The 22,706-nt window shown below is 37.7% G+C and carries 24 protein-coding genes, 5 tRNA genes, 1 rRNA gene and 1 other RNA gene; 5 read left to right on the forward strand and 26 right to left on the reverse strand.

The window, feature by feature from the left end; all coding sequences use genetic code 11:
- Positions 1 to 14: 14 nt before the first annotated feature.
- The 3 genes from tsaD to tsaB are packed head-to-tail and all read right to left on the reverse strand — an operon-like array spanning position 15 to position 2,329.
- Positions 15 to 1,046: a tRNA (adenosine(37)-N6)-threonylcarbamoyltransferase complex transferase subunit TsaD gene (gene tsaD / locus LACPOB_RS0109580; protein ID WP_017868628.1), complete on the reverse strand. Its 1,032-nt coding sequence runs from the start codon at positions 1,044 to 1,046 to the stop codon at positions 15 to 17.
- Entirely contained in the window at positions 1,039 to 1,626 is a 588-nt protein-coding gene (locus tag LACPOB_RS0109585) for a GNAT family N-acetyltransferase (protein ID WP_017868629.1), read from the reverse strand. Before LACPOB_RS0109585 ends, tsaD begins: the two co-directional genes overlap by 8 nt.
- On the reverse strand, positions 1,601 to 2,329 hold the full coding sequence (gene tsaB / locus LACPOB_RS0109590) for a tRNA (adenosine(37)-N6)-threonylcarbamoyltransferase complex dimerization subunit type 1 TsaB (protein WP_026142821.1): 729 nt from the start codon (positions 2,327 to 2,329) through the stop codon (positions 1,601 to 1,603). Before tsaB ends, LACPOB_RS0109585 begins: the two co-directional genes overlap by 26 nt.
- Positions 2,330 to 2,526: 197 nt before the next feature.
- Between tsaB and LACPOB_RS0109595 the strand changes: the two genes are divergently transcribed.
- Positions 2,527 to 3,501, forward strand: coding sequence for an asparaginase (locus LACPOB_RS0109595; protein WP_017868631.1), 975 nt, complete (start codon positions 2,527 to 2,529; stop codon positions 3,499 to 3,501).
- 187 nt (positions 3,502 to 3,688) lie between these two features.
- Here the strand turns inward: LACPOB_RS0109595 and LACPOB_RS0109600 are convergent, their stop codons facing one another.
- The 13 genes from LACPOB_RS0109600 to LACPOB_RS0109655 form a co-directional block, all read right to left on the reverse strand.
- Positions 3,689 to 4,429 carry an acyl-[acyl-carrier-protein] thioesterase gene (locus LACPOB_RS0109600; RefSeq protein ID WP_017868632.1) on the reverse strand — a complete coding sequence of 247 codons (741 nt, stop codon included), beginning with the start codon at positions 4,427 to 4,429 and terminating at the stop codon, positions 3,689 to 3,691.
- A 141-nt stretch (positions 4,430 to 4,570) separates the two neighbouring features.
- Positions 4,571 to 5,449: a 16S rRNA (cytidine(1402)-2'-O)-methyltransferase gene (rsmI, locus tag LACPOB_RS0109605; RefSeq protein ID WP_017868633.1), complete on the reverse strand. Its 879-nt coding sequence runs from the start codon at positions 5,447 to 5,449 to the stop codon at positions 4,571 to 4,573.
- Positions 5,449 to 5,793 (reverse strand): DNA replication initiation control protein YabA, encoded by a 345-nt coding sequence (locus tag LACPOB_RS0109610; protein WP_017868634.1) that lies wholly within the window; start codon positions 5,791 to 5,793, stop codon positions 5,449 to 5,451. Before LACPOB_RS0109610 ends, rsmI begins: the two co-directional genes overlap by 1 nt.
- Positions 5,794 to 5,809: 16 nt before the next feature.
- Positions 5,810 to 6,796: a DNA polymerase III subunit delta' gene (holB, locus tag LACPOB_RS0109615; protein WP_017868635.1), complete on the reverse strand. Its 987-nt coding sequence runs from the start codon at positions 6,794 to 6,796 to the stop codon at positions 5,810 to 5,812.
- A gap of 12 nt (positions 6,797 to 6,808) precedes the next feature.
- Positions 6,809 to 7,138, reverse strand: a complete 330-nt coding sequence (darA, locus tag LACPOB_RS0109620) for a cyclic di-AMP receptor DarA (protein WP_017868636.1) — start codon at positions 7,136 to 7,138, stop codon at positions 6,809 to 6,811.
- A gap of 42 nt (positions 7,139 to 7,180) precedes the next feature.
- Positions 7,181 to 7,810, reverse strand: coding sequence for a dTMP kinase (gene tmk, locus LACPOB_RS0109625; protein WP_017868637.1), 630 nt, complete (start codon positions 7,808 to 7,810; stop codon positions 7,181 to 7,183).
- Between the two features lie 90 nt (positions 7,811 to 7,900).
- The gene (locus LACPOB_RS0109630; protein ID WP_017868638.1) at positions 7,901 to 8,140 is read right to left on the reverse strand and encodes a YaaL family protein; all 240 of its coding nucleotides are present in this window, start codon (positions 8,138 to 8,140) and stop codon (positions 7,901 to 7,903) included.
- 12 nt (positions 8,141 to 8,152) lie between these two features.
- The gene (gene recR, locus LACPOB_RS0109635; protein WP_017868639.1) at positions 8,153 to 8,752 is read right to left on the reverse strand and encodes a recombination mediator RecR; all 600 of its coding nucleotides are present in this window, start codon (positions 8,750 to 8,752) and stop codon (positions 8,153 to 8,155) included.
- A gap of 24 nt (positions 8,753 to 8,776) precedes the next feature.
- Complete coding sequence (locus tag LACPOB_RS0109640) at positions 8,777 to 9,085, reverse strand: YbaB/EbfC family nucleoid-associated protein (RefSeq protein ID WP_017868640.1); 309 nt, start codon at positions 9,083 to 9,085, stop codon at positions 8,777 to 8,779.
- 19 nt (positions 9,086 to 9,104) lie between these two features.
- Positions 9,105 to 10,898 (reverse strand): DNA polymerase III subunit gamma/tau, encoded by a 1,794-nt coding sequence (gene dnaX / locus LACPOB_RS0109645; protein ID WP_017868641.1) that lies wholly within the window; start codon positions 10,896 to 10,898, stop codon positions 9,105 to 9,107.
- Between the two features lie 256 nt (positions 10,899 to 11,154).
- Positions 11,155 to 11,241, reverse strand: an RNA gene (gene ffs / locus LACPOB_RS12525) — signal recognition particle sRNA small type.
- Between the two features lie 41 nt (positions 11,242 to 11,282).
- Positions 11,283 to 11,765 (reverse strand): tRNA adenosine(34) deaminase TadA, encoded by a 483-nt coding sequence (gene tadA, locus LACPOB_RS0109650; protein WP_017868642.1) that lies wholly within the window; start codon positions 11,763 to 11,765, stop codon positions 11,283 to 11,285.
- Positions 11,766 to 12,371 carry a class I SAM-dependent methyltransferase gene (locus LACPOB_RS0109655; protein WP_017868643.1) on the reverse strand — a complete coding sequence of 202 codons (606 nt, stop codon included), beginning with the start codon at positions 12,369 to 12,371 and terminating at the stop codon, positions 11,766 to 11,768.
- A 276-nt stretch (positions 12,372 to 12,647) separates the two neighbouring features.
- Here LACPOB_RS0109655 and nrdH point away from each other — a divergent pair, with 276 nt between their 5' ends.
- From nrdH to nrdF, 4 genes are read left to right on the forward strand one after another with little or no spacing between them, the layout of a single operon-like run.
- Positions 12,648 to 12,878 carry a glutaredoxin-like protein NrdH gene (gene nrdH, locus LACPOB_RS0109660; protein ID WP_017868644.1) on the forward strand — a complete coding sequence of 77 codons (231 nt, stop codon included), beginning with the start codon at positions 12,648 to 12,650 and terminating at the stop codon, positions 12,876 to 12,878.
- Positions 12,875 to 13,246: a class Ib ribonucleoside-diphosphate reductase assembly flavoprotein NrdI gene (nrdI, locus tag LACPOB_RS0109665; RefSeq protein ID WP_017868645.1), complete on the forward strand. Its 372-nt coding sequence runs from the start codon at positions 12,875 to 12,877 to the stop codon at positions 13,244 to 13,246. The genes nrdH and nrdI overlap by 4 nt, the downstream gene beginning before the upstream one ends.
- On the forward strand, positions 13,236 to 15,407 hold the full coding sequence (nrdE, locus tag LACPOB_RS12035) for a class 1b ribonucleoside-diphosphate reductase subunit alpha (protein ID WP_017868646.1): 2,172 nt from the start codon (positions 13,236 to 13,238) through the stop codon (positions 15,405 to 15,407). Before nrdI ends, nrdE begins: the two co-directional genes overlap by 11 nt.
- Positions 15,408 to 15,437: 30 nt before the next feature.
- Positions 15,438 to 16,400: a class 1b ribonucleoside-diphosphate reductase subunit beta gene (nrdF, locus tag LACPOB_RS0109685; RefSeq protein WP_017868647.1), complete on the forward strand. Its 963-nt coding sequence runs from the start codon at positions 15,438 to 15,440 to the stop codon at positions 16,398 to 16,400.
- Positions 16,401 to 16,715: 315 nt separating this feature from the next.
- Here the strand turns inward: nrdF and LACPOB_RS0109690 are convergent, their stop codons facing one another.
- The 10 genes from LACPOB_RS0109690 to rrf all read right to left on the reverse strand — a co-directional run.
- The gene (locus LACPOB_RS0109690; protein WP_017868648.1) at positions 16,716 to 17,417 is read right to left on the reverse strand and encodes a GntR family transcriptional regulator; all 702 of its coding nucleotides are present in this window, start codon (positions 17,415 to 17,417) and stop codon (positions 16,716 to 16,718) included.
- 52 nt (positions 17,418 to 17,469) lie between these two features.
- On the reverse strand, positions 17,470 to 18,606 hold the full coding sequence (gene nagA / locus LACPOB_RS0109695; RefSeq protein WP_017868649.1) for an N-acetylglucosamine-6-phosphate deacetylase: 1,137 nt from the start codon (positions 18,604 to 18,606) through the stop codon (positions 17,470 to 17,472).
- A 91-nt stretch (positions 18,607 to 18,697) separates the two neighbouring features.
- The gene (gene proC, locus LACPOB_RS0109700) at positions 18,698 to 19,495 is read right to left on the reverse strand and encodes a pyrroline-5-carboxylate reductase (RefSeq protein ID WP_017868650.1); all 798 of its coding nucleotides are present in this window, start codon (positions 19,493 to 19,495) and stop codon (positions 18,698 to 18,700) included.
- 130 nt (positions 19,496 to 19,625) lie between these two features.
- Positions 19,626 to 19,697 (reverse strand) — tRNA-Gln (locus tag LACPOB_RS0109705).
- Positions 19,698 to 19,701: 4 nt separating this feature from the next.
- A tRNA-Tyr gene (locus tag LACPOB_RS0109710) sits at positions 19,702 to 19,787 on the reverse strand.
- A gap of 152 nt (positions 19,788 to 19,939) precedes the next feature.
- Positions 19,940 to 21,406: a peptide MFS transporter gene (locus LACPOB_RS0109715; RefSeq protein WP_017868651.1), complete on the reverse strand. Its 1,467-nt coding sequence runs from the start codon at positions 21,404 to 21,406 to the stop codon at positions 19,940 to 19,942.
- Positions 21,407 to 22,339: 933 nt separating this feature from the next.
- Positions 22,340 to 22,412 (reverse strand) — tRNA-Thr (locus tag LACPOB_RS0109720).
- An 18-nt stretch (positions 22,413 to 22,430) separates the two neighbouring features.
- Positions 22,431 to 22,502 (reverse strand) — tRNA-Glu (locus LACPOB_RS0109725).
- A gap of 27 nt (positions 22,503 to 22,529) precedes the next feature.
- A tRNA-Asn gene (locus tag LACPOB_RS0109730) sits at positions 22,530 to 22,602 on the reverse strand.
- A 10-nt stretch (positions 22,603 to 22,612) separates the two neighbouring features.
- Positions 22,613 to 22,706, reverse strand: a 5S ribosomal RNA gene (gene rrf, locus LACPOB_RS12305); the annotation flags it as partial.

Consider the following 22,706-nt stretch of genomic DNA (forward strand, 5'->3'; position numbering starts at 1 on the left):
CTTTTTTTATGCGATTATTCTGACAACCATGAAAATTCTAAACCCGGTTCTGCGTTCAAGGACATATCGCCCCTAACCCCATGTTTATAAGCCACATATCCTGCCGCTCCGATCATAGCTGCATTATCACCACAATATTTTAATGGTGCCTCGATCAATGCAAGACCTGATAATTTGCTACACTCTTCTTTTAAACGAGCACGCAATTCACTGTTAGCTGCCACTCCTCCTGCTAAGATCAGTTGTTTGACTGGATATTTTTGAAGTGCACGTAACGTTTTCTCAGATAAAACATCAACGACACTTTGTTGAAAACTAGCCGCTAAATCAGCCTGAGACAACTTTTCCCCTATCTGATCAGCATGGTGGACCGTATTGATAAATGCACTTTTCAAACCACTAAAGCTAAAATCAAAGTTATCTTCTTTTTCCATCGCACGCGGAAAATTAAAAGTATCTTTACCTTGATGTGCTAATTCATCGATTTCTTTACCAGCAGGATAATTTAATCCTAGTACACGACCAATTTTGTCAAATGCCTCCCCGCAAGCATCGTCACGTGTTTCCCCGATAATTTGGTACTCATTTTCTTTCGGCATATAAACTAATTCTGTATGACCACCAGAAACCAATAAAGCCAAAGTGGGGAATTCTATCGGAGCGCTATAACGTGCTGCATAAATGTGTCCGGCCATATGATTTACTGGCACTAAAGGTAAACCATGTGCAAAAGCAACTGCCTTAGCTGCCGATACGCCTACCAAAAGTGCACCAACTAAGCCAGGACCATATGTCACTGCAATTGCGGAAAGATCGTCATATGCTAAACCTGTTTCTTGAAAAACATCATCTAAACAACCAATGATCTGTTCAATATGGTGACGACTAGCCACTTCTGGTACGACTCCACCAAAGCGCTGATGACTTTTGATTTGTGTTGCAGTCGACTGAGCCAAAACTTCAGATCCATTTTTAACTAAGGCCACACTCGTTTCATCACAACTCGATTCAAAAGCCAAAATAATTGTATCTTTTTCTTCATTCATTTATTATCTTGTCCTTATTCTCATTAACTAAAAATTGAAACTCTTTCATTTCACTTTCAGATTGACTAGATTTTTGCGTCTCGACTTTTTTAAAACCAATTTCACGATAAAATTCACCTAGCTTTATTTGATCATTTCTGACCTGAACAAAAACTGAACGGATCCCCGCTTGTTGTGCTTTATTCAATAAACTCATCACCAAGTACGTTCCGACATCCTGGTTACCATAGCGTGGCAAAACAGACAAACGCATCACACGCATTCTCGTCATCGAAGCATTTACGCGACAACCAATAAATGCGATCAGCCGATCATTTTTACGCAAACCAAAATATAAAGACTTTTTCTGATCGCGCATTCGTAAATGAAAAGTTTTATTATTCCATACGTCTTCTTCTGGCTGTGACCTTTCCTCAACGGCTACCATTTCTGGGATCGTCGAAACTACATTACGACACAAGAAATAGTCTTGGCCATTTATCGAAACATCTTTATTTTTAAAGTCTAAATTTTTATCCTGAAATGTCATTTTAATCTTGTTAGTTAATTCGTCTTTAATATTTTTTAACGTAAGGTCCATGTTTTTCCTTTCCTTGCGGATTTTTCTCTAACCACTGTGATTCTGCTTGTGTTAAACGTAAGTATTTTGGCACAAAATCACTTACACTTTGTGGTTTCTCACTAGCACCTAGCAATCCTAAATTAAAAGCTCGTGGGATCGCAGAATCAGCAGGAGCGAAACTGTAGTCTTGTCCTGCCATTAACTCTAGAAGTTCGTCTTTAAATTTAACAAGATCGGCTCCAATAAAACAGACTTTTTTCCCTACGAGCTGAGCACAAAGATCTTTAAAAGAAATATGTTGGTCAGGTAAAGCATTTATGAGCTGATCATTATCCCAAACGTATCCCCCAGCAAAGACATTATCTCGTCTGGCATCAAAAACTGGAACCAATAAAGTTTCATGGTCTACATGAACTGCTGCTGCTAAAACTGCCAGACTTGAAACACCTACTAATTCTTTATCCAAACTGTAGGCTAAAGCTTTTGCTGTTGTGACACCGATCCGTAAACCAGTATATGAGCCTGGCCCTTTTGCAACTACAACTCGGTCAATTTCTGTTGGCTTTAAATGACTTTGCTCAAATATTTCACTAATAGCTGGCATTAATGCCACGCTATGGTTTTTGCTAACAGTTGTCGTATTTTCTGCTAACAAACTTTGATCCTCCAATAAAGCCACACTTAATGGTCGATTAGAGGTATCAATTGCAAGAATTTTCATGTTATGTTCAGTCCTCTTTTTTACGCTTGATCCTTCTTTAATTAGTTTAACATAAACCCACGCATACATTTCACAAAATAGAAAAATGTCTCTTGTTTTCATAAAAATATCTCCTCAGATATTTTACTATGATGTCAAAAATCATTATAATTGTTAAGTATTTCAATTTAAAATCAAATGCAATTTGGAGTGAAAAAATGAAAACAATTTTAGTTTTACATACAGGTGGAACGATTGCCATGTCTGAAGGAGAAAATGGTGCAATTATTCCTGGAGAACAAAATCCACTTAATAGTTTCAATAACCCTTTTACGGGAAAAATAAAGTTAGATATTCGTAATCCGTTCAACTTACCTTCACCTCATATGCGCCCACAAGAAATGCTCACTTTAAGAAATAAAATAATCGAGGCAGAAAGTGAAGGCATAGATGGTGTCGTGATCACACATGGAACTGATACGTTAGAAGAAACTGCCTATTTCTTAGATCTTACTTTACCATCAGAAATACCAGTAGTGGTTACTGGAGCAATGCGTTCTGCTAACGAGATCGGTTCGGATGGTTTACACAATTTTCAAACAGCTATTCAAACTGCTGCTAGTGATGAGGCTCATGGTAAGGGTGTTCTGGTCGTAATGAATGATGAAATTCATACTGCAAGGTTCGTTACAAAAACACATACTACAAATGTTGCTACCTTCCGGACCCCAACTTTCGGACCAGTTGGCTCGATTTCAAAGGAAAGGGTCACATTTTTTTCCAAACTAATTCGGCAAACTTATGTACCGATCGATCACATTGTCGATAATGTATATTTATTAAAAGCTTTCGCAGGTATGGGCCCTGAACTTTTTAAAGCACTTGTTAAACAAAATATTAGCGGTGTCGTGATCGAGGCTTTAGGTGCAGGTAACCTTCCCCCTGCTACTTTACCTGGACTTCAAGCATTATTAGATCAAAATGTCCCTGTCGTTATCGTCTCCCGTTGCTTTAATGGTACAGCTGAAAGTGTCTATGATTATGCAGGCGGTGGAGTTCGCTTAGAACAAATGGGTGCTATTTTCTGTCACGGTTTAAATGGTCAAAAAGCACGAATTAAATTACTAGTGGGACTCAGTGCTGACATGTCATCAAATGACCTAGCATCATTTGTTAGTGACGCAGTTTCTTGATCACCAATCACCATTTTTAATGATTTAAAGGTGCTGTTAAGATTCTAAAAGGGGCCATCGATCTAACCCATTAAATACGGTTAAATCGACGGCCCCTTAATCATGTTCCAAAAGAAAGATTGAAGCATCTTTTGTCTCGCTCTCTTACAAAAGAGGTGATAGTAAAAAATTCCTAACGCCCTTATAATTATTTAATTTTTTCCCACTGACATTCGGCCAAACAATTTTGCTGGTCGCCTGTTGTGATCAAATGCTTAGTAGTCAAGTTTTTTTCGTCTAATTCAACCTCACTAGTGATCTGGTCACCATAATACACTTCTTGACGATACGAAATATTCATCTTAGTTAAGCGATGGTTCAACAAAAAATCAGATGATAAAGCATCTAACATCCAGTCAAAATAGTGCACGTTATTGACATGATGATTAGCATCAATATCCATGAAACGAACCCGGTAGTTTTTTTGACCACTAATATTTTCAACGGACTGTGGCGTTTTTAACCGTTCAATTCTTTTAGTATATTCAGCTTCATATGGTGTAATAATATCTACGGGCAACCGCACGATTTTGCGCTTTTGACGATCCATCAGAACAAAAACACTGTGCATTTTAACTAATTCATTTCCATGTTGATCTTCTACCTTAAAATCACGATAACAAAAGAAACGATTATAACTTTTTGCGATCGTAGAAAGTGTAATCACATCATCAGCTTGTGGCAAACGAGTTATATCAATGATATGTTGTGTCACTACCCAACCTAATCCACGTTTTGCGATCTTTTCGTTAGTCACGCCTAATTGTTTACTTTGATCTTCTGAAGCTAACATCATTAAGTCAACTAAACGACCAATTCCCACAGTACCAGTTACGTTCGTTTCATAATAGACAACACGATGATCTTCACTATATTGTTTTGCACTCATTTTAAATAACCTCTGCTTTACTTCGTAATTTAATTTGAACTTAAATTTTTAACTAAGCATTGATACAAAAAAACGAGCTTGATGTAAAAACACCTAAGCAACGTTTTTATGAATAATGGCTTACAAACATTTTACTAAAAACTAGTCAAGATGATGATATTTATTATAAACAACTTGTTTTTTTAGCTTGTTTTGTTTTGCAACTTGTTTGATTGCATCATTCGGTTTTAAATTTTCATTTTTAAGTAAGAGCTCAACCTGTTCTTCAAGAGGTAAAATAGCCTGTGATTGTGCTTGTTGTGGTTCAGGATTTCCCTCAACTATTAATACAAACTCACCCTTGATTTCTGAACTATTAGCCCATTCATACGCTTCTGCGATCGTTCCACGTAAGAATTCTTCGTATCGTTTAGTTAGTTCACGACACAAAACTATACGTCGTTTTGCCCCCAGTATCTCACTTAAACTTTTTAAAGTCTTCACCAGGCGATGTGGTGCTTCATAAAAAATCAAAGAAACTCTCTGAGCAGATAACTCTTCTAATTCCTGCCGCCTTTCAGTATTTTTGCGTGATAAAAAACCGTAGAACAAAAAAGGCTGGGGGCACAGACTAGAAGCAATCAATGCTGTCAAGGCTGCATTTGGACCAGGAATCGGGACGACCCTGATCTGAGCATTAACACAAGCTTCAACTAATTCAGAACCCGGATCACTAATAGACGGCATACCTGCATCACTGACCTGTGCGATATCTACTCCCATTTGTAATTTTTTAATTAACTGTGGGATCCGCTCATTTGTATTATATTCATGAAAACTGATCTGTTTTGTTGTAATTTCAAAATGATTTAATAGTTTTTGGGTATTTCGAGTATCCTCAGCTGCGATCAAATCCACATCTTGCAAAGTTGAAATAGCACGTGAACTCATATCGCCTAAATTTCCGATCGGTGTCGGCACTAAATATAACGTCCCCTTAATGTTTTCACCACGAAAACTACTAGTGATTTGAATACTCATTAACTTCTCTCCCCGTAAATGACATCCTGACAAAAAACGCACGGCTCGTCATTGATCCTTCTCGAGCCATACATGTTATCCACGTTACAGACATGAAAACCTTCTTCATACAGTTTTTCCAAATTTTGGCGGGATTTTGACAAACCTGTTGCATTATTTTTAGAGGTTGTCTTATCTTCAAGCTCACGCAATCGTTCGCGCAAATGTTGATTTTCGATCTCAAGTTCAGCGTTTTTCTCAATCAAATATCTTATTGAATCTTGTGTATCACCTATTGTTAGGCGCAGTTCGTCTGCTTTTTTACCTAACTGATCAAAATTGTCATATAACTCACGTTTATCCAACACAATTCACCTTCACTTATTGATGATAACAATCACATAATTCCAACGTTAACGACTCTAAAATATTCTGAATCGAGACATTGACCGACAGCAATCTCCACTTTTTTAAAACAGTTTCACAAGCATTGGTGGCTGCCGCTGCGGAAATATTTTTCATTTTTGAACTAAAATCTTTTTCAAACATTGTAAAAACAAACTGTTGGTTAGGATTATTTGCAAAAAGCATTAAATCACGAGCCAACAAAGCTATTAAAAATAATAAATTATCTTGTTTTTCGCGCGAATCAACTAACGGAACTAAAGTGGTTTGTACTTTAACAAAAGCAATTAAATCATTCTTTAAAACCGCACTATACCAACTCCACAGATTTTTGATCAATTTCTGAAAATCTTCATCTTCATTGATCTGTTCTGCTCGATCAACATTTTTTGTCAAATTGACCAGTAAGTTAGCCTGATTTTTTTCGATTCCATCTGACTCTAACTTCTCAATTAGTAAAGGAAGTTGAGGCGCATTCAACTCTAACAACTGACACCTTGAAATAATCGTGGGTAGGATCTTATTTTGCTCACTAGTCAGCAAAAAAGCTGTCACAGTCCCACTCGGTTCTTCCAAAAATTTTAATAAACCGTTCGCAGCACTGATTGACATCTTTTCTGCGTCCTCAATAATAAAAACTTTTTGGACTCCTTCCACACCACTTTTGGCAAATTCAGATTTCAAATAACGAATTTGGTCGATTTTGATCGACAAACCAGCAGGTGCGATCTCAACAACATCTGGATGCTCATTTTGGCTGATCCGCAAACATTCAGAACAATGATCACATGGACCAGACAAACTAGGATCCTCACAAAATAGTAACTTTGCAACCCACAATGCTAATTCTTTTTTTCCAGATCCAGACTCCCCCGTTAACAAGTATGCATGAGCTAAACGCTTATGTGAAATAAGGTCAGCAAAATGATTTGTTAATCGTGGCTGAGCTTTTTTAATATCCATTAGCCGTCACGCTTAGAATTGATGAAACGCGTCTATTGGCAACACGAAAACTGTCGCTCCACCAACTTGAACTTCTACTGGATATGCCCCAGCAGCTTCCATTGGTGAATCTAAGTTTACTGGCGGTGCCATAAATTGTTTTCTTGTCTTTGAAGTCGTTTTGATCAATTCTAAGACACTTTCAACCTTTTCATCTTCCACACCCACTAAAAATGTCGAATTACCAGACCGGAGGAACCCACCGGTCGATGAAAGTTTAGTTGCCCGAATGTCTTGTTCTATAAAAGCATTGCTTAATCGGTTACTGTCTTTATCTTGAATGATTGCAATAATCAATTTCATGGTTTCTACCTCCAAAATTTCTATACTAAATAGTTAACTTTATCATAAATACTTTTTCAATTGAGAAAAAACCTCTGCTTCGACCATAGATTCAGTTTGCGAAGCATCAATAGTTTTAATTCTGTTTGGTTCCTGACGTGCCAACTCCAAGTATTCAGCCCGGACTTGTTGATAAAAACTTAATTGTTCTTCATCAAGCCGATTAACTTCATCTTGACGATTAGTTTTGATACGCTTTAAACCGATTGTTGGATCTAAATCAAAGTAAAAAGTTAAATCGGGACTCAATCCCCCCGTTGCAAACCGATTGATCGCAGCAACTTCATTAACACCAACTTCACGTCCAGCTCCCTGATAAGCTAAGGAACTATCAACAAAACGATCACATAGAACAATTTTATCATCCGCTAACGCCGGAAGTATCTTTTCAACTAAATGTTGCCGTCTGGATGCTGCATATAACAGAGCCTCCGTTTTCTGATCCATTTCAGTATTTTTTTTATCTAAAATAACTTCGCGTATCGCTTCAGATATACAACTGCCACCAGGTTCTCTAGTGACGAGATAATCATCGTGCAAGCCTATCTCGTCTAAACGAGCAAGCAAACCTTTGATGACACTAGTTTTACCTGAGCCATCTGTTCCTTCAAATGTTACAAACATTCCAGCCACTTAAAAAACCTCAATTATATTTAATTAATTATATTGTACTTAAAAAATAGTTCACTGTCCATTTTTACGCTAAACAGACATTAGCTATACTTATCGACTAATAACAGAAGACTGTAGATGACCCTTAACTTGTCGAATCCGTGCTTCTCGATATAACAGCTCATACTGTGCTCGAGTTGCTTTGGTCTGTGCAGCCATCTCTTCATCAGCCTCAAAGACTGTTTCCTGGTTCTTCCTAGCATTGATCCAAGTAGTAAAGGCTTGATCAATATCTTCCAAAAGAATATCATCGAACTCTTTTTTTAAATTTTTTCTTCTTTTGCCAAACATTTTCTACCCCGCCTAGATTTCTTGACGTCCTTCAATTGCCTTAAAGAGTGTCATCTCATCAGCATATTCAATATCACTACCTACAGCTAAACCAGAAGCCAAGCGAGTTACCTTGATCCCAGCTGGCTTGATCAAACGTGAAAGATACATTGCCGTAGCTTCTCCTTCAGGAGTTGCATTAGTCGCAATGATCACTTCTTTGATACTATCGTTTTTCTGTAACCTTTGAACCAGGCTTTTAATATTGATGTCTTCTGGACCTTTGCCTTCAATTGGCGATAAAACACCATGTAAAACGTGATACAAGCCATGATATTCCCGCATTTTTTCCAGCGACATTACATCTTTAGGCTGTTCGACCACGATCAACTGGGAGCGATCACGGGCTTTATCAGCGCAGATGGTACAAGGATCTGTTTCAGTGATATTCCCGCAAATGCTACAATAATGCAGATCACGTTTTGCGGCTAATAAAGACGCAGAAAAGTTAGCCACATCTTTTTCATCCATGTCTATCGTATAAAATGCCAAACGGATCGCAGTTTTGTTCCCAATACCGGGCAATTTCATATAACTATCGATCAATTTAGCGATTGGTTCTGGATATTGCATGACAAAAACTCCTCTGACTTAAAATTACATTCTAGGCATTCCCTGAGAATACTTGCCTAAAGTCGACTGTGTCTTTTGGTCAATTTGATCCATTGCATCATTAACAGCCATAATGATCAAGTCTTGTAACATGTCCGGATCGTCTGGATCAATTGCTTCTTCTTTGATCGAAAGATCCGTCATTTTTTTATCACCAGTGAATTTGGCAACAACTTCATCATTTGATGCTTTACCTGTAAATTCTGTCTGATTCAGCTCTTCTTGATCTTTTTGCATTTGTTTTTGCATTTTTTGGACCTTTTTCATCATACCTTGCATATTTCCTGGCATCATAAGTATTTACCCCTTTTTTCTAGTCATTTTTAATATCTACTATTTCGTTACCAAATAATTTTAGAGCCTCATCCACAACTGGATCTGCCTTTGATTTTTTTGGTGTGGAACCTTTTTTTGCTTGACCATTTTCCTTTCCAACTGGATCTGGTATACCTTTTTTACCAACCTTTTGACCATTTAAATAATCCTGTCTGATCTGCGGCCATTGTTCTTGTGGCATAAAAATCAATCGCGGCACCCGACCAATCAACCGATCAAGCCCGTTTTCCAAAGTGTCTTCTAACTGTTGGTCATTCTGCGCTCGTTGACACAGAAAATCAAATTGAAAGGTAACGATCACTCCGTCATAACTTGCTGCAACTGGTGAACTAACATGCATCACAGCCCGTTGAGCAACTGTCAACATATTTAACAAATCATTCCAAACATCTTTTATTTCATTAAGACTATCCCTAGTAGCTTCTCCTAGTACCCCATAGACCTGTTGTAGATCTATTTTAGTTGAAGAAGAACCCCTTCTATTTTGTGAGTGTTTAGCTTGTGCCTGCTGAGGTGGTTGCTGGTCAGCATTTGTTGTCTGACCTAAACTTTGTGCTTGTTGTAACTGTTCAACTTGTTGTTGTAACTGTTTAATTTGTCGTGTTAAATCTTCAAACTTAACAGTATATTTTGGTTCTAGGTTTTCCGGCGCAGGTACTGCTGTAGCATTTGGTGCAGTTGTAGCTGGTTGGCTTGAAGACAATTTAACCGTCAGAACTTCTAAATAAATCGAAGCATGTGCGGTAAAACGCATATTTTCTTGTTGTTCATTTAAAAGATCGATCATTTGATAAATCTTTTCTGGTTTAATTTCTTGAGCAAAATTACGAAAATCATCATTAACGACGTCAAGTTCATCCTTTTCGATCTGTTCAGGCATCTGTTGATACAATAATAGATCACGACAGAAACTGATCAGATCTTCAACGAAACGTGCAGCATCTTTACCATCATCTAAAATCTGATGCAAGGTTTCTAATGCTTGTGCAGTATCTTTTTTAGTAACTTGTTGTAAATATTTTAGCAATTCATCATTTTGAACACTGCCCGTGACCATCAATGCATTTTCTAACGTGATCTCATCGTTTCCAAACGACATTACCTGATCTAAAATGCTTAAAGCATCACGCATTCCGCCTTCCGCAGCCTGTGCGATCAGTTTTAAAGCAGCCGGATCATATTTTAACTGTTTTTCTTTAACAATATATTCCATTCTGCGTAAGATGACCGCTGGTTGGATCCTTCTGAAATCAAAACGTTGAGTCCGTGAAATAATGGTAGCTGGTATCTTATGCGGTTCGGTCGTAGCTAAAATAAAAACTACATTACCAGGTGGTTCCTCCAATGTTTTTAATAAAGCATTGAATGCCCCAGTTGAAAGCATATGAACTTCGTCAATTATATATATTTTATAATCACACTCAGTTGGAGCATATTTGACTTTGTCACGAATGTCGCGAATCTCTTCGACACCATTATTTGAGGCAGCATCGATCTCAATTACATCGTTTTGTCTGCCAGCAGTGATCGAAGTACAAGTCTCACACTCATTACAAGGTTCGCCATTATCTTGAAAATGGCAATTGATCGCCTTGGCAAAAATTTTAGCCGCCGAGGTTTTCCCGGTTCCACGTGGTCCAGTAAATAAATACGCATGAGACGTTTGCTTAGTTATTAAAGCATTCTTCAGAGTTTTAGTAACTAATTCTTGTCCAACAAGATCATCAAACTTTTGCGGACGCCAAGCACGATATAAGGCTTGGTAACTCATTTCCGTCTCCTCCTTAATAAAACACTTAGGTTATCTGTCTGACCAAAAAGTGGCTATATTCTTATCAACCACATCTCACTTTTCTAATAAAGACACTTGTTTAATAAATCCAAATCAGTGTTGCTCAATAAAACAAAACCAACGACTTAAAATCATTAACAATTTGCAAATATTAACGATCAGACTCAACTACTAGCGCAAGTATCATTCTTAAAAAAAATCCCTGATCTTTAAAAGACCAGGGTTTAAATATCATAATAACTTAAGGCACATGCCGAACCAAACTTAGTGCTGCTTCCTTCCGGACCTGACACGCTTTGTAAGGACAACATTGCCCCAAGGCCTTACGGCAACTACTATATTACATGAAATCACCCTAAAATGCTAGTCTTTTTCTGTTTTTTCTCTAATTTTTGCAAAAAAGTCGCTCAGTAATTTGACACATTCTAAACGACAAAGTCCCTTATCAACTTCGACTTGATGGTTAAAGCGCGTTTCGGTCAATAAATTCATCAATGTGCCCGCACTTCCAGCTTTCTTATCAGCACAACCATAATAAACTGACTTAAGCCGCGCATTCACGATTGCTCCCGCACACATTGGACAAGGCTCCAACGTGACAAACAAGCTGCAATTTTCTAAACGCCAGTCTTTTTTTTGTTGATTAGCTTGCTGGATGGCACAGATCTCAGCATGAGCGGTGACATCATGACTAGACTCTCGTAAATTATGTCCACGACCGATGATCACACCATCATCTACGACTACACAACCGATTGGAACTTCACCCATTGTCGCTGCCTTATGAGCTTCTCCAATAGCTGCTTGCATGAACAGCTTCAACTGTTCTTGTGAATATTGCATCATCTAATCTCTCACACTCTTCAAGATAAAATATCCCTTACGTTTCAAAACAACTTCACAGTTGCCATAAACTTCTGCCATTTTTTTCTGTGCTGATGGTGCGCCCTGCTTTTTTTGGATCACCGCTAATAAAATACCACCAGATGCCAGATGTTGTTTTGCCCCCGACAAAATTTCATGAACAACTTTTTTCCCGGCACGGATCGGTGGGTTAGTGAGTACTGCAGCATATTGGGTCCCCGTGACACCAGCATAAATATCAGAACTAAAAATATTTACATTACTGATCTGATTAGCAGCAGCATTTTTTTTAGCCAATCCAAGTGCTCGTTCGTTAATATCTACCATATCGACCTGGCGCTTGGGTCGGTCAAAGGCAACTGCTAGCCCGATCGGTCCATAACCACAACCGACATCTAAAAATTCGCCTTGCACGAATTCAAGCTCTTTGATCGCATCTAAGAGTGTCCTTGAACCAAAGTCGACCGTATTTTTTGAAAAAACACCACTATCTGTAGTAAAAACAAAGTCGTGTTCATAAAGAGAAAACGTCCATGATTTTTCAGCGTGTTTTGCAGTCGGATCTTTTGTATAATAATGATCTGCCAATGATTTTCCTCTTTTTCTTCTAAGATTTACTGTTAAGTACTTTAAAAATATTTTTTATTTTTCTTCCACTCTTTATCTTAAATTAAGACAAGTTGACTATCAATTACTTTCTTTGGTTTAACATATTTTTTACTAATATATTTTTTAGCCCCCCACCGTTACACCATATATCGATGAATTTTGCAAAACTTTACACTATATCTGGTGTTTTATACTTGAAATCATCAAATATTGTTGTATACTAAATCAAGTAAATCAATCTAGGAGGTCCTCGAAATGAGCTTAGAACTTTATACAAAAAACAACTGCATCCAATGTAAAATGACGAAAAAGTTTCTGACAGAACATAACATTGATTTTTCCGAAAAAAATATTAATGACACACCAGAATATATTGATTATTTAAAAGGTAAAGGTTTCCGCAGTGTTCCTGTCTTGGAAAACAATGCTCAGCCGATCGTAAACGGCTTCCGCCCTGACCTTTTGAAAAAGTTGATCGCACAATGAAAATAGTTTATTTTAGCGTAACTGGACAAACTAAAAGATTTGTCAAAAAGCTGACAATGAACGACACATATGAGATCGATCCGATCGATCCAGAAATTGAAGTTGGTGAACCCTTTGTTTTGATCGTACCTACGTATGAAAAAGACATTACCGAACCGGTCACCGACTTTTTATATTATGGCAATAATCAAGAACTACTTCAAGGAGTGGCCGGCACGGGAAACCGGAATTTTGCTGAACTATTTGTCTTTACAGCTAAAGATATCGCGATGGAATTTAACGTTCCACTTCTATATACGTTTGAATTCAACGGGACTACTAAAGATGTCACAAATTTTGAGAAAGCGGTGAAAGAAATTGAGTCTTAAACAATTAGATGGTAACAATGTCAGTTACTACGACTTAAATAACCAGGTCAATATTCCGATGAACGATAAGATCCAATTAAACAAAGACAAAGATGCTCTAGCAGCATTTCTAAAGGAAAATGTTGAACCAAATATGGTCAAATTTGATTCTTTACCAGAAAAATTTGACTACTTGATCAAAAATGATTATTTGGAAAAAGAATTTTTGTCTAAATATGAGATGTCTTTTATCGAGAAACTTTACCAACAATTAAAAAGTGCTGATTTTGAATTTAAAACATTCATGGCAGCATATAAGTTTTACGCACAGTACGCTTTAAGAACAAATGATAATGATTCATATTTAGAAAGTTACATAGACCGGGTTGCGATCAATGCATTGTATTTTGCTAATGGTGATGAAAATCTTGCTCTTAGCTTAGCAGATGAAATGATCCATCAACGTTACCAACCTGCTACCCCTAGCTTTCTAAACGCCGGTCGCAAACGTCGTGGTGAACTCGTTTCTTGTTTCCTGCTTCAACTGACTGATGATATGAACTCTATTGGACGTGGTGTTAACTCTGCTTTGCAACTCTCGCGTATTGGTGGTGGTGTTGGGATCACCTTAAGTAACTTACGTGGTGCGGGTGCACCAATCAAAGGAATCGAAGGCGCTGCTTCAGGTGTTGTACCAGTTATGAAACTGTTGGAAGATAGTTTTTCATACTCTAATCAGCTAGGTCAACGACAAGGTGCCGGCGTTGTTTACTTAAACGTCTTTCACCCTGACATCGTACAGTTTTTGTCAGCCAAAAAGGAAAATGCTGATGAAAAGATCCGTGTCAAAACTCTGTCCTTGGGTGTGGTTGTCCCGGATAAATTCTATGAATTGGCGAAAAATAACGCAGACATGTATCTCTTTGATCCTTGGGGCGTTGAACGAGTTTATCATACTCCTTTCTCTTACGTAGACATTACCAAAGAATACGACAATATGGTAGCTAACCCCGATATTCCTAAACAAAAGATCAAAGCACGTGAACTTGAAGAAGAAATCTCGAAGTTACAACAAGAATCTGGTTATCCTTACATTATTAACGTAGATACTGCAAATAAGGCTAATCCGATCGATGGCAAAATCATTATGAGTAACCTTTGTTCAGAGATCATGCAGGTACAAAAGCCATCAATTGTTAATAACCGTCAAGAATATGATCAATTAGGTACAGATATCAGTTGCAACCTTGGCTCAACTAATATCGCTAATCTTATGGAATCTCCAAATTTCGGTAAATCGGTCGAAACTATGACACGTGCCCTTACATTTGTGACAGATCATTCTAAGATCGACGTGGTACCATCGATCGAACATGGTAACCATCAGGCTCATACGATCGGATTAGGTGCAATGGGCTTACATGGCTACCTGGCTAAGAATCATATTGAATATGGTTCAAAAGAAGCAATTGACTTCACCAATGTCTACTTTATGCTTTTGAACTACTGGACATTAGCTGCATCAAATAAGATTGCCAAAGAACGTCAAGAAACTTTTGTAGGTTTCTCCAAGAGTAAATACGCAAACGGTTCGTATTTTGATCAATATTTGCAAAAAAATTTTGGTCCCCAAACAAAAAAAGTACAAGACCTTTTCAAAGATATCTTTGTCCCTGGACCAACAGAATGGGAACAATTAAAAGAAGCTATCAAAAAAGATGGTCTTTACCACCAAAATCGTATGGCAGTTGCTCCAACCGGTTCGATCTCATATATCAATGACACAACAGCTTCATTACAACCGATCATTAATCGGATCGAAGAACGACAGGAGCGTAAGATCGGTAAAATCTACTACCCTGCTCCATACTTGTCTAACGATACGATCCAGTATTATACTTCTGCTTACGATATGGATATGCGTAAAGTGATCGATACCTATGCAGCTGCACAAACCCACGTTGATCAGGGACTAAGTATGACTTTATTTGTACGCTCGACGCTTCCGAAAGGAATGTACGAATGGAAAGATCCTCAATCAGACAAATTAACTACACGTGACCTTTCTATCTTAAGAAATTATGCTCACGCTAAAGGAATCAAATCGATCTATTACATTCGGACTTTTACCGACGACAATGGTGTGATCGGGGCAAATGAATGTGAAAGCTGCTCGATTTAAAGACCTTTTTATTCTAAGGAGTTAACTTTAATGAACAATGAAAATTATACTGCGATAAATTGGAACGTTTTGGAAGATCAAATCGATAAAGCAACCTGGGAAAAATTAACTGAACAGTTTTGGTTAGATACTCGGATCCCGCTTTCAAATGATTTGAGTGATTGGCGTTCGTTATCTGACAATGACAAAGATGTAGTAGATAAAGTGTTCGGTGGTTTAACGTTACTAGATACTTTACAATCTCAAGATGGGATGGCATCTTTAAAAAAAGATATCCGAACTCAACAAGAAGAAGCTGTGTTAAATAACATTGAATTCATGGAATCTGTACATGCTAAAAGTTATTCATCAATTTTTTCAACTTTAAACACACCAAAAGAAATCGATGATATCTTCGAATGGACGAACAACAATGAATTTCTACAGTACAAGGCCCAAAAAATCAATGATATCTACCACAATGGACACCCCTTGCAAAAGAAAGTCGCCTCTGTCTTTTTAGAGACTTTCTTGTTTTATTCAGGGTTCTACACTCCGCTTTACTGGTTAGGCCATAACAAGCTAGCAAACGTTGCCGAGATCATTAAGTTGATCTTACGTGACGAATCAGTCCACGGAACATATATTGGTTACAAGTTTCAACTTGGCTTTAACGAATTGACAGAGGAAGAACGCTCATCGATGACAGAATGGATGTATGACCTACTGTATGACCTTTATGAAAATGAGGAAAAATATACCCATTTATTATATGATCAAGTTGGTTGGGCAGAAGACGTGTTAACATTCTTACGTTATAACGCTAATAAAGCGCTCATGAACTTAGGAATGGACCCGCTTTTTCCTGATACCGCTGAAGATGTGAACCCAGTCGTTATGAACGGTATCTCAACTTCTACTTCTAACCACGATTTCTTTTCACAGGTCGGTAATGGTTACTTGTTAGGTGACGTTGAGGCTATGAAAGATAGCGATTATGATTTCAAATTTTAATTACAAAGTATGTATAAAGAGAGCGGGACAAAAGCCGTTTTGAAGCCGGTGTGTAATGTCGTTTACGTCATTTTTGGCCGTAGCAAGGCGCAGGACAGGAATGGCGTAAATGGCATTACACTGAGGATTCAGACTTTTGAAACGCGTTTATGCTATAAAAAATTACAAGCGATAATTTGATTATTTTTAGCAAAAGAAGAGACTGGGACATTGTTTTGCCCAGCCTCTTTTTATATTTGCTTTAAAATAGAAAGCTCAGTGAAGTCATGTCAGTGTATATCACACCAATATAACCAAGTTGAACTTTTATTCATGTTATTTTGCCAAATAAAACTCGAAACGTTCACCAACATATTGAGTTCTGACATATTCAAACGGGCGACCGTCACTCAGACTAGTTGTTTGCCGTAAACGTAAAATTGCAGCCCCACGCTTAACATCAAGATAGTCTGCGATTCGCTCGGGCGCTGATGTCGCCGAAACAGTTTGTTCAGCATGGCCAATCGACAAACCGTGTTCCTCTAAAGTTTTATATAATGAAGCAGAAATTTGCGCGCGTTCATAATCTTTGATCAAATTATAAGGCAAAGTTGCTACCTCAAAACAAATTGGCAAATCATCTGCATACCTGATCCGCTCCATGCGTAAAACTTTCTCACCATTTATCAGATGCAATTTTTCACTTTCAGAAATCGATGGCATAGTGACCAAATAAGAAATTGTCTTACTCGAAGCCTGCTTGCCTTGCGATTCAATAATTTCTGTAAAACTAGTCACACCAGAAGACATTCTTTCCTGCACTTTTTGTCGAGCAACGAATGTTCCAGAACCAACATGACGTTCCAAGATACCTTCGTCGACTAAAGTTTGCACAGCTTGCCGCAAGGTCATCCGACTAACACCAAATTGAACTGCTAAGTCTCGTTCAGCTGGGATCCGATCTCCAATTTTCCATTGGCCCGACTCGATAGTCTGCTTAATTTTATTATGGATCTGTATATATATTGGCGAACTCACTCGGCACCCCTACTTCCTCTACAATTCATATCTTTCTATAAATCTACCACCATTATTTTTCAAAAAGGCGGCCGTAACTATAAGTTCTTTGTAAATGAAGATCTGTATCAAAAACATTTAGATCTGCATCCTTACCGACCTGTAAACCACCTTTAGACTCTAGTCCAAATTCTTTAGCTTGGTTAACAGAAGACATTTTAACTGCTTCTTTTATCCCACAACCTGTGAATTTCATAATATTAACAAAGGCATCTTGATATTGCAAAACAGAACCAGCTAAGTTTCCAGCTTCCAATCGAGCTTGCTTATCTTTAACGATCACCTTTTGTCCGCCAAGTTCTGAAATTCCCTCAGGCATTCCCTTTGCACGCATCGAATCAGTGACTAACTCTAATTTGTCAGGTCCTTTAAGTTCATAGGCTAATTTGACCATATCCGGAATCACATGGAAACCATCGGCGATCATTTCACAGTATATGTTATCTTCTAACAAAGCATGGCCTGTCACACCTGGTTCACGATGCTTAAATTCACGCTGGGCATTATATAAATGGGTGACATGGCTCGCTTTAGAAGCCTTCATTTGAGCTCTAGTAGCATTACTATGGCCAGCAGATGGTACGATCCCGTGTGCTAAACAATAGTCTTCAAATTCTGCAGTTCCTTTATGCTCAGGTGCGTACGTGATCATTTTAATATTTCCACCAGCTAACTCATTCCAATGAGCCAGTAATTTGGCATCTGGATCTTTGATATATTCTGGTGGTTGAGCGCCTTTAAAATCCATTGCAACAAACGGTCCTTCAAGGTGCGCACCTAAAATTACAGGATTTTCTTTCATTGCTTCATCAACAGCAATCATAGCTTTATCAATATTTTCATTTGATTGAGTCATTGTTGTTGCGAAATAACCGGTCACACCTTCATATACCATGTCTGTGACCATTTCATCTAACTCAGCCGCATTTCCGTCCATTGCATCGAAACTATAACCGCCATGGCTATGTACATCGATGAAACCTGGAACTACTATTTTTCCTTCCAGATCAACGACCTCATTATCACCCGCCTGGGGAGAAAAATCTGTCATTGGTCCAACGTTTTCGATTTCTTTAGAAAAACGCAAATAACCATCGTTTATTTTTTCTTCACCTGTATAAATTACTGCATGTTTTAGTACTTTGCTCATTTTTACACCTCATTTAGATTCAATATATCTATCATAATCGGTATATACCAAAAAAACAAGTTGACTCACGCTTTTAGCTTAAATTAATTACCTATTCTTGATCCTTTGCAATAGTCGCATCGATCCCCTTAACTACAGCACGCATAAAGCCAGTCTCTTCCATTGCAAGTAATCCAGCGATAGTCGTTCCACCTGGAGAACAAACATCATCTACAAGATCCTGTGGGCTTTTAGAGCTTTGCAAAACATTAGCGGCACTACCTAAAACTGCCTGAGCCGCGATTTTGACTGCGTCATCTTTTTTCAGACCATACTTAACTCCTGCTTTAGCCATTGAATCAATATAGAAATAAACAAAAGCCGGGGAGCTGCCTGCCAAAGCAACAAAAGTACTAAAGTCGGATTCTTTTAAATCGATAGTTTGACCAATGTCTCTCAAGATAGACTGAGCTTGTTGATAATGTTCATCAGTTAAAGACCGGTTTGAAACAAGCGCCGTGATCCCTTGGTTGATTGCTACATTGACATTTGGCATGATACGCAAAAATTCTACTTGATCAGAGCCAATAAAATTCTCTAGATCTTCTATGCTTACCCCACTTAACATTGAAACTAAAATAACCTTTTTCTTTAATACGCTGTCCTTGATCTCTTCTAGGACCTTACCCGCTGCTAAAGGCTTAACAGCTAAGAACACCATGTCGGACTTTTGCACAACCTCATTATTATCTACACAAGCTACAAGCTTCTTTTCTTCAGCATAATTTTCATAATTATTAGTGTGAGCACTATGAATATAAATATCTTGTGACGGTATCTTACCTGCTACTAATATACCTTCAATGATTGCTTTTGCCATATTACCAACACCAATGAAACCTATTCTCATATTTTAGTCTCCTATCTTTTTCTACTGTATGTTCTTTTCATTCTAGATTATAACAAATTATTGAATCTTGAGGATAAAAAAACTCCCAAATCAACATTCAACGAAGATTTAGGAGAATCAGTTATTTTAATTGGGATAGCTGGATTCGAACCAGCGAATCACGGGATCAAAACCCGATGCCTTACCGCTTGGCTATACCCCAATAATGGTGGAAGGGAGTGGATTCGAACCACCGAACCCGAAGGAGCGGATTTACAGTCCGCCGCGTTTAGCCAGACTTCGCTACCCTTCCAAAAATGTTTGTCTAATTTATCCGACCTATTTATAATAACCTGTTTCCAACTAAAATGCAACATTTATTTTAAATAATATATAAAAAAATCCAAATCCAGTTAAAAAAAAGCTTCATACCCCTATAAAGGAAAGGCATAAAGCTTTTCATGGCTACTTAACCCCAGCCATAAGTTTTTCAATTTTAGGAACGAAGAATAATAAAATAACACCAAAAATAACTGTAATACCACCGATCAAGCCAAAGTACATGATTTCGTTGGATGGAGTAAAAAATCTAACGATCTGTGCATTAATAGCTTGCGCAGCCGCATCACCTAAGAACCACATACTCATCATCTGTGATTGATAAACTTTTGGAGCCAGCTTAGTAGTAACTGATAAACCAATTGGAGAAATTAGCATTTCACCAATAATTACCAAGGCCCAACTAGCAATCAACCACCATGGACTGACTCTTGTATCAGTCCCATGCATTAACAATGGAATCATCATCCATAAGAAAGATGCGCCGGAAAAGAAGAGTCCGTATGAGAACTTTTTACCAGAAGATGGCTGTCTCTTACCCAACTTGCTCCACAACATTGCAAAGAATGGTGTATATAACATAATGAATAATGGGTTCGCGCTTTGGAACCAACTTGCTGGGAAGTTGAACCCGGCAATCGATAATTTTGTTTGTTCTTCAGCAAACAATGCTAAAACAACTGAACCTTGTTCTTCAATTGACCAAAATAGGATCGAAGCAACAAATAGAGGAACATAAGCCCATACACGCGAACGTTCAGTTTTGCTTACCTTCTTGCTGGTCAACATACTAATAAAGTAAAATACAGGTATTAAAACAGCACAGATACTTAAAATATTGATTACATTATTAATATTAAACATTTTGAATAATGCCATGATGACAAAAATCAAGATGATCGCTACAACACCAATAGAAACTTTCTTGATCAACGATTTTGTTTCTTCTGGCTGAATTGGATCAGAAGCATACAAGCTGTCTTTTGGTAAATACTTTCTACCGTCTAGCGTATACTGAACTAATCCGAAAAACATTCCGATAGCTGCCAAGGAAAAACCAAGGTGGAAGTTCACATTTTGGCCTAACCAGCCAACAACATAAGGAGCAATGAATGCACCCATATTAATACCAAAAACAAAAATACTAAACCCAGAATCTCGGCGTGTATCTTCTTCAGAATAAAGGCCACCGACCATTTCAGACACGTTTGGTTTCAATAAACCAGTACCGATAACGATCAAGCCAATTGAAATAAACAATGCAGCACTACCAAATGGCGTTGACAAGACGATATGTCCAAACATGATCAAGATACCACCGACAAAGACAGTCCGACGTGGCCCCCACAATCTATCACTAACAAATCCGCCAAGCACACTCGAAAGATAAACTAGTGAACCATAAATCGACATGATCGATGCTGCAGTCGGTTTATCAAAGCCTAATCCACCCTTGCTAACAGCAAAATACATATAATACAGTAAAATGGCACGCATACCATAATAACTGAATCTTTCCCACATTTCAGTAAAGAACAGCGTAGATAGACCACGTGGGTGTCCAAGAAATGATGGCTCCTTACTACCACTCATTAGATATGATTCCTCCATACTTTACCCCTAAGGGTTTTATTCATTTAAATAAAATTAAATAACATTACTAATTATAAAATTCAATAATATATGCGTCAATGAAATTCATCAATTATTAATTGTTAGCTAAACATTTTATCATTTCAAGCTAAGGGCAGCCTTAGCTTTTTATAGTAAATTTTCGTAGATAATCATATAAACTAAGTTAGCGTAAGCATTTTTTAATGGTTCGTTAGGCATATTTGATTTGTCAGCGATATTCACCTAGTTTTACTTATTTTGATTTTACTCTTTGATTTTACTCAATGAGAATTTATTATTCAGAATAAATTAAAAAATATACTGCTAGGATTTTCGATTTTACAGGCAAAAATTTCATATGAACAATAAATGATTTACCTTCAAGGGTTAAATTTTAATGTATGGGCTTGAAAATATGATCATAAAAAATCTTCTGAACATATGCATAAAATGGCACTACCCATTTTTTACGACTTATGATCCTGTGTCTTCAAATGAAATTTCATCTTTAAAAAATCGTAACCTTCCATAATTAAGTATAGTATTTTAAACCTGGTAAACATAAACCAAAAACATTTGATCTCGCAGTCACACACTTCAAATCATGACTACAATCACGTAATTTTTGCTTTTTTTAATTAAAAAGGATCATAAAAGAAAAATCATCATTATTTGACGATCGAATATGCTGCCAGCAAACACTCGGACCATTCCAATATGGTAGATTGCATCTAAAAATATGTTTATCTTATTGAAAAATACAAAGCTAAATCAGAAGAACATACCGGAAGTTTGCTTGTTTTACTAAAGACAAAAAATTACCCACAATTCTCAAAATGAAAATTGTGGATAATAAATGGGTGATTTGTTTTACAAAACATTACTAGATCAGTACTTTAAGCCACTATTTTATGCCGGCTGCAGGAGTCGAACCTGTGACCCTCGGTTTACGATACCGATGCTCTACCAACTGAGCTAAGCCGGCAAAACTAATTCAGTTAAGTGACCCGTACGGGATTTGAACCCATGTTACCGCCGTGAAAGGGCGGTGTCTTAACCACTTGACCAACGGGTCAAAATAGTGCTTTGAACTACTAAAAAACTCCGGCAGGCGGACTCGAACCGTCGACACCCTGATTAACAGTCAGATGCTCTACCGACTGAGCTATGCCGGAATAAAACAAAGCGCGGTAACTACCTACCCTCGCAGGGGGCGATCCCCCAACTACTCTCGGCGTGACGAAGCTTAACTTCTGTGTTCGGCATGGGAACAGGTGTA

This window comes from Ligilactobacillus pobuzihii E100301 = KCTC 13174 (assembly GCF_000349725.1).
GTDB lineage: Bacteria > Bacillota > Bacilli > Lactobacillales > Lactobacillaceae > Ligilactobacillus > Ligilactobacillus pobuzihii.

Coding starts and splice junctions, on each gene's coding strand:
- LACPOB_RS0109585 (WP_017868629.1), bottom strand. CDS start 1,626: ATGGACCTTACGTTAAAAAATATTAAAGACGAATTAACTAACAAGATT.
- LACPOB_RS0109600 (WP_017868632.1), bottom strand. CDS start 4,429: ATGAGTGCAAAACAATATAGTGAAGATCATCGTGTTGTCTATTATGAA.
- dnaX (WP_017868641.1), bottom strand. CDS start 10,898: ATGAGTTACCAAGCCTTATATCGTGCTTGGCGTCCGCAAAAGTTTGAT.
- LACPOB_RS0109595 (WP_017868631.1), top strand. CDS start 2,527: ATGAAAACAATTTTAGTTTTACATACAGGTGGAACGATTGCCATGTCT.
- LACPOB_RS0109715 (WP_017868651.1), bottom strand. CDS start 21,406: ATGAGTGGTAGTAAGGAGCCATCATTTCTTGGACACCCACGTGGTCTA.
- nrdI (WP_017868645.1), top strand. CDS start 12,875: ATGAAAATAGTTTATTTTAGCGTAACTGGACAAACTAAAAGATTTGTC.
- nrdH (WP_017868644.1), top strand. CDS start 12,648: ATGAGCTTAGAACTTTATACAAAAAACAACTGCATCCAATGTAAAATG.
- nagA (WP_017868649.1), bottom strand. CDS start 18,606: ATGAGCAAAGTACTAAAACATGCAGTAATTTATACAGGTGAAGAAAAA.
- tsaB (WP_026142821.1), bottom strand. CDS start 2,329: ATGAAAATTCTTGCAATTGATACCTCTAATCGACCATTAAGTGTGGCT.
- tadA (WP_017868642.1), bottom strand. CDS start 11,765: ATGATGCAATATTCACAAGAACAGTTGAAGCTGTTCATGCAAGCAGCT.
- darA (WP_017868636.1), bottom strand. CDS start 7,138: ATGAAATTGATTATTGCAATCATTCAAGATAAAGACAGTAACCGATTA.
- tsaD (WP_017868628.1), bottom strand. CDS start 1,046: ATGAATGAAGAAAAAGATACAATTATTTTGGCTTTTGAATCGAGTTGT.
- proC (WP_017868650.1), bottom strand. CDS start 19,495: ATGAGAATAGGTTTCATTGGTGTTGGTAATATGGCAAAAGCAATCATT.
- recR (WP_017868639.1), bottom strand. CDS start 8,752: ATGCAATATCCAGAACCAATCGCTAAATTGATCGATAGTTATATGAAA.
- rsmI (WP_017868633.1), bottom strand. CDS start 5,449: ATGAGTATTCAAATCACTAGTAGTTTTCGTGGTGAAAACATTAAGGGG.
- holB (WP_017868635.1), bottom strand. CDS start 6,796: ATGGATATTAAAAAAGCTCAGCCACGATTAACAAATCATTTTGCTGAC.
- LACPOB_RS0109640 (WP_017868640.1), bottom strand. CDS start 9,085: ATGATGCCAGGAAATATGCAAGGTATGATGAAAAAGGTCCAAAAAATG.
- nrdF (WP_017868647.1), top strand. CDS start 15,438: ATGAACAATGAAAATTATACTGCGATAAATTGGAACGTTTTGGAAGAT.
- LACPOB_RS0109630 (WP_017868638.1), bottom strand. CDS start 8,140: ATGTTTGGCAAAAGAAGAAAAAATTTAAAAAAAGAGTTCGATGATATT.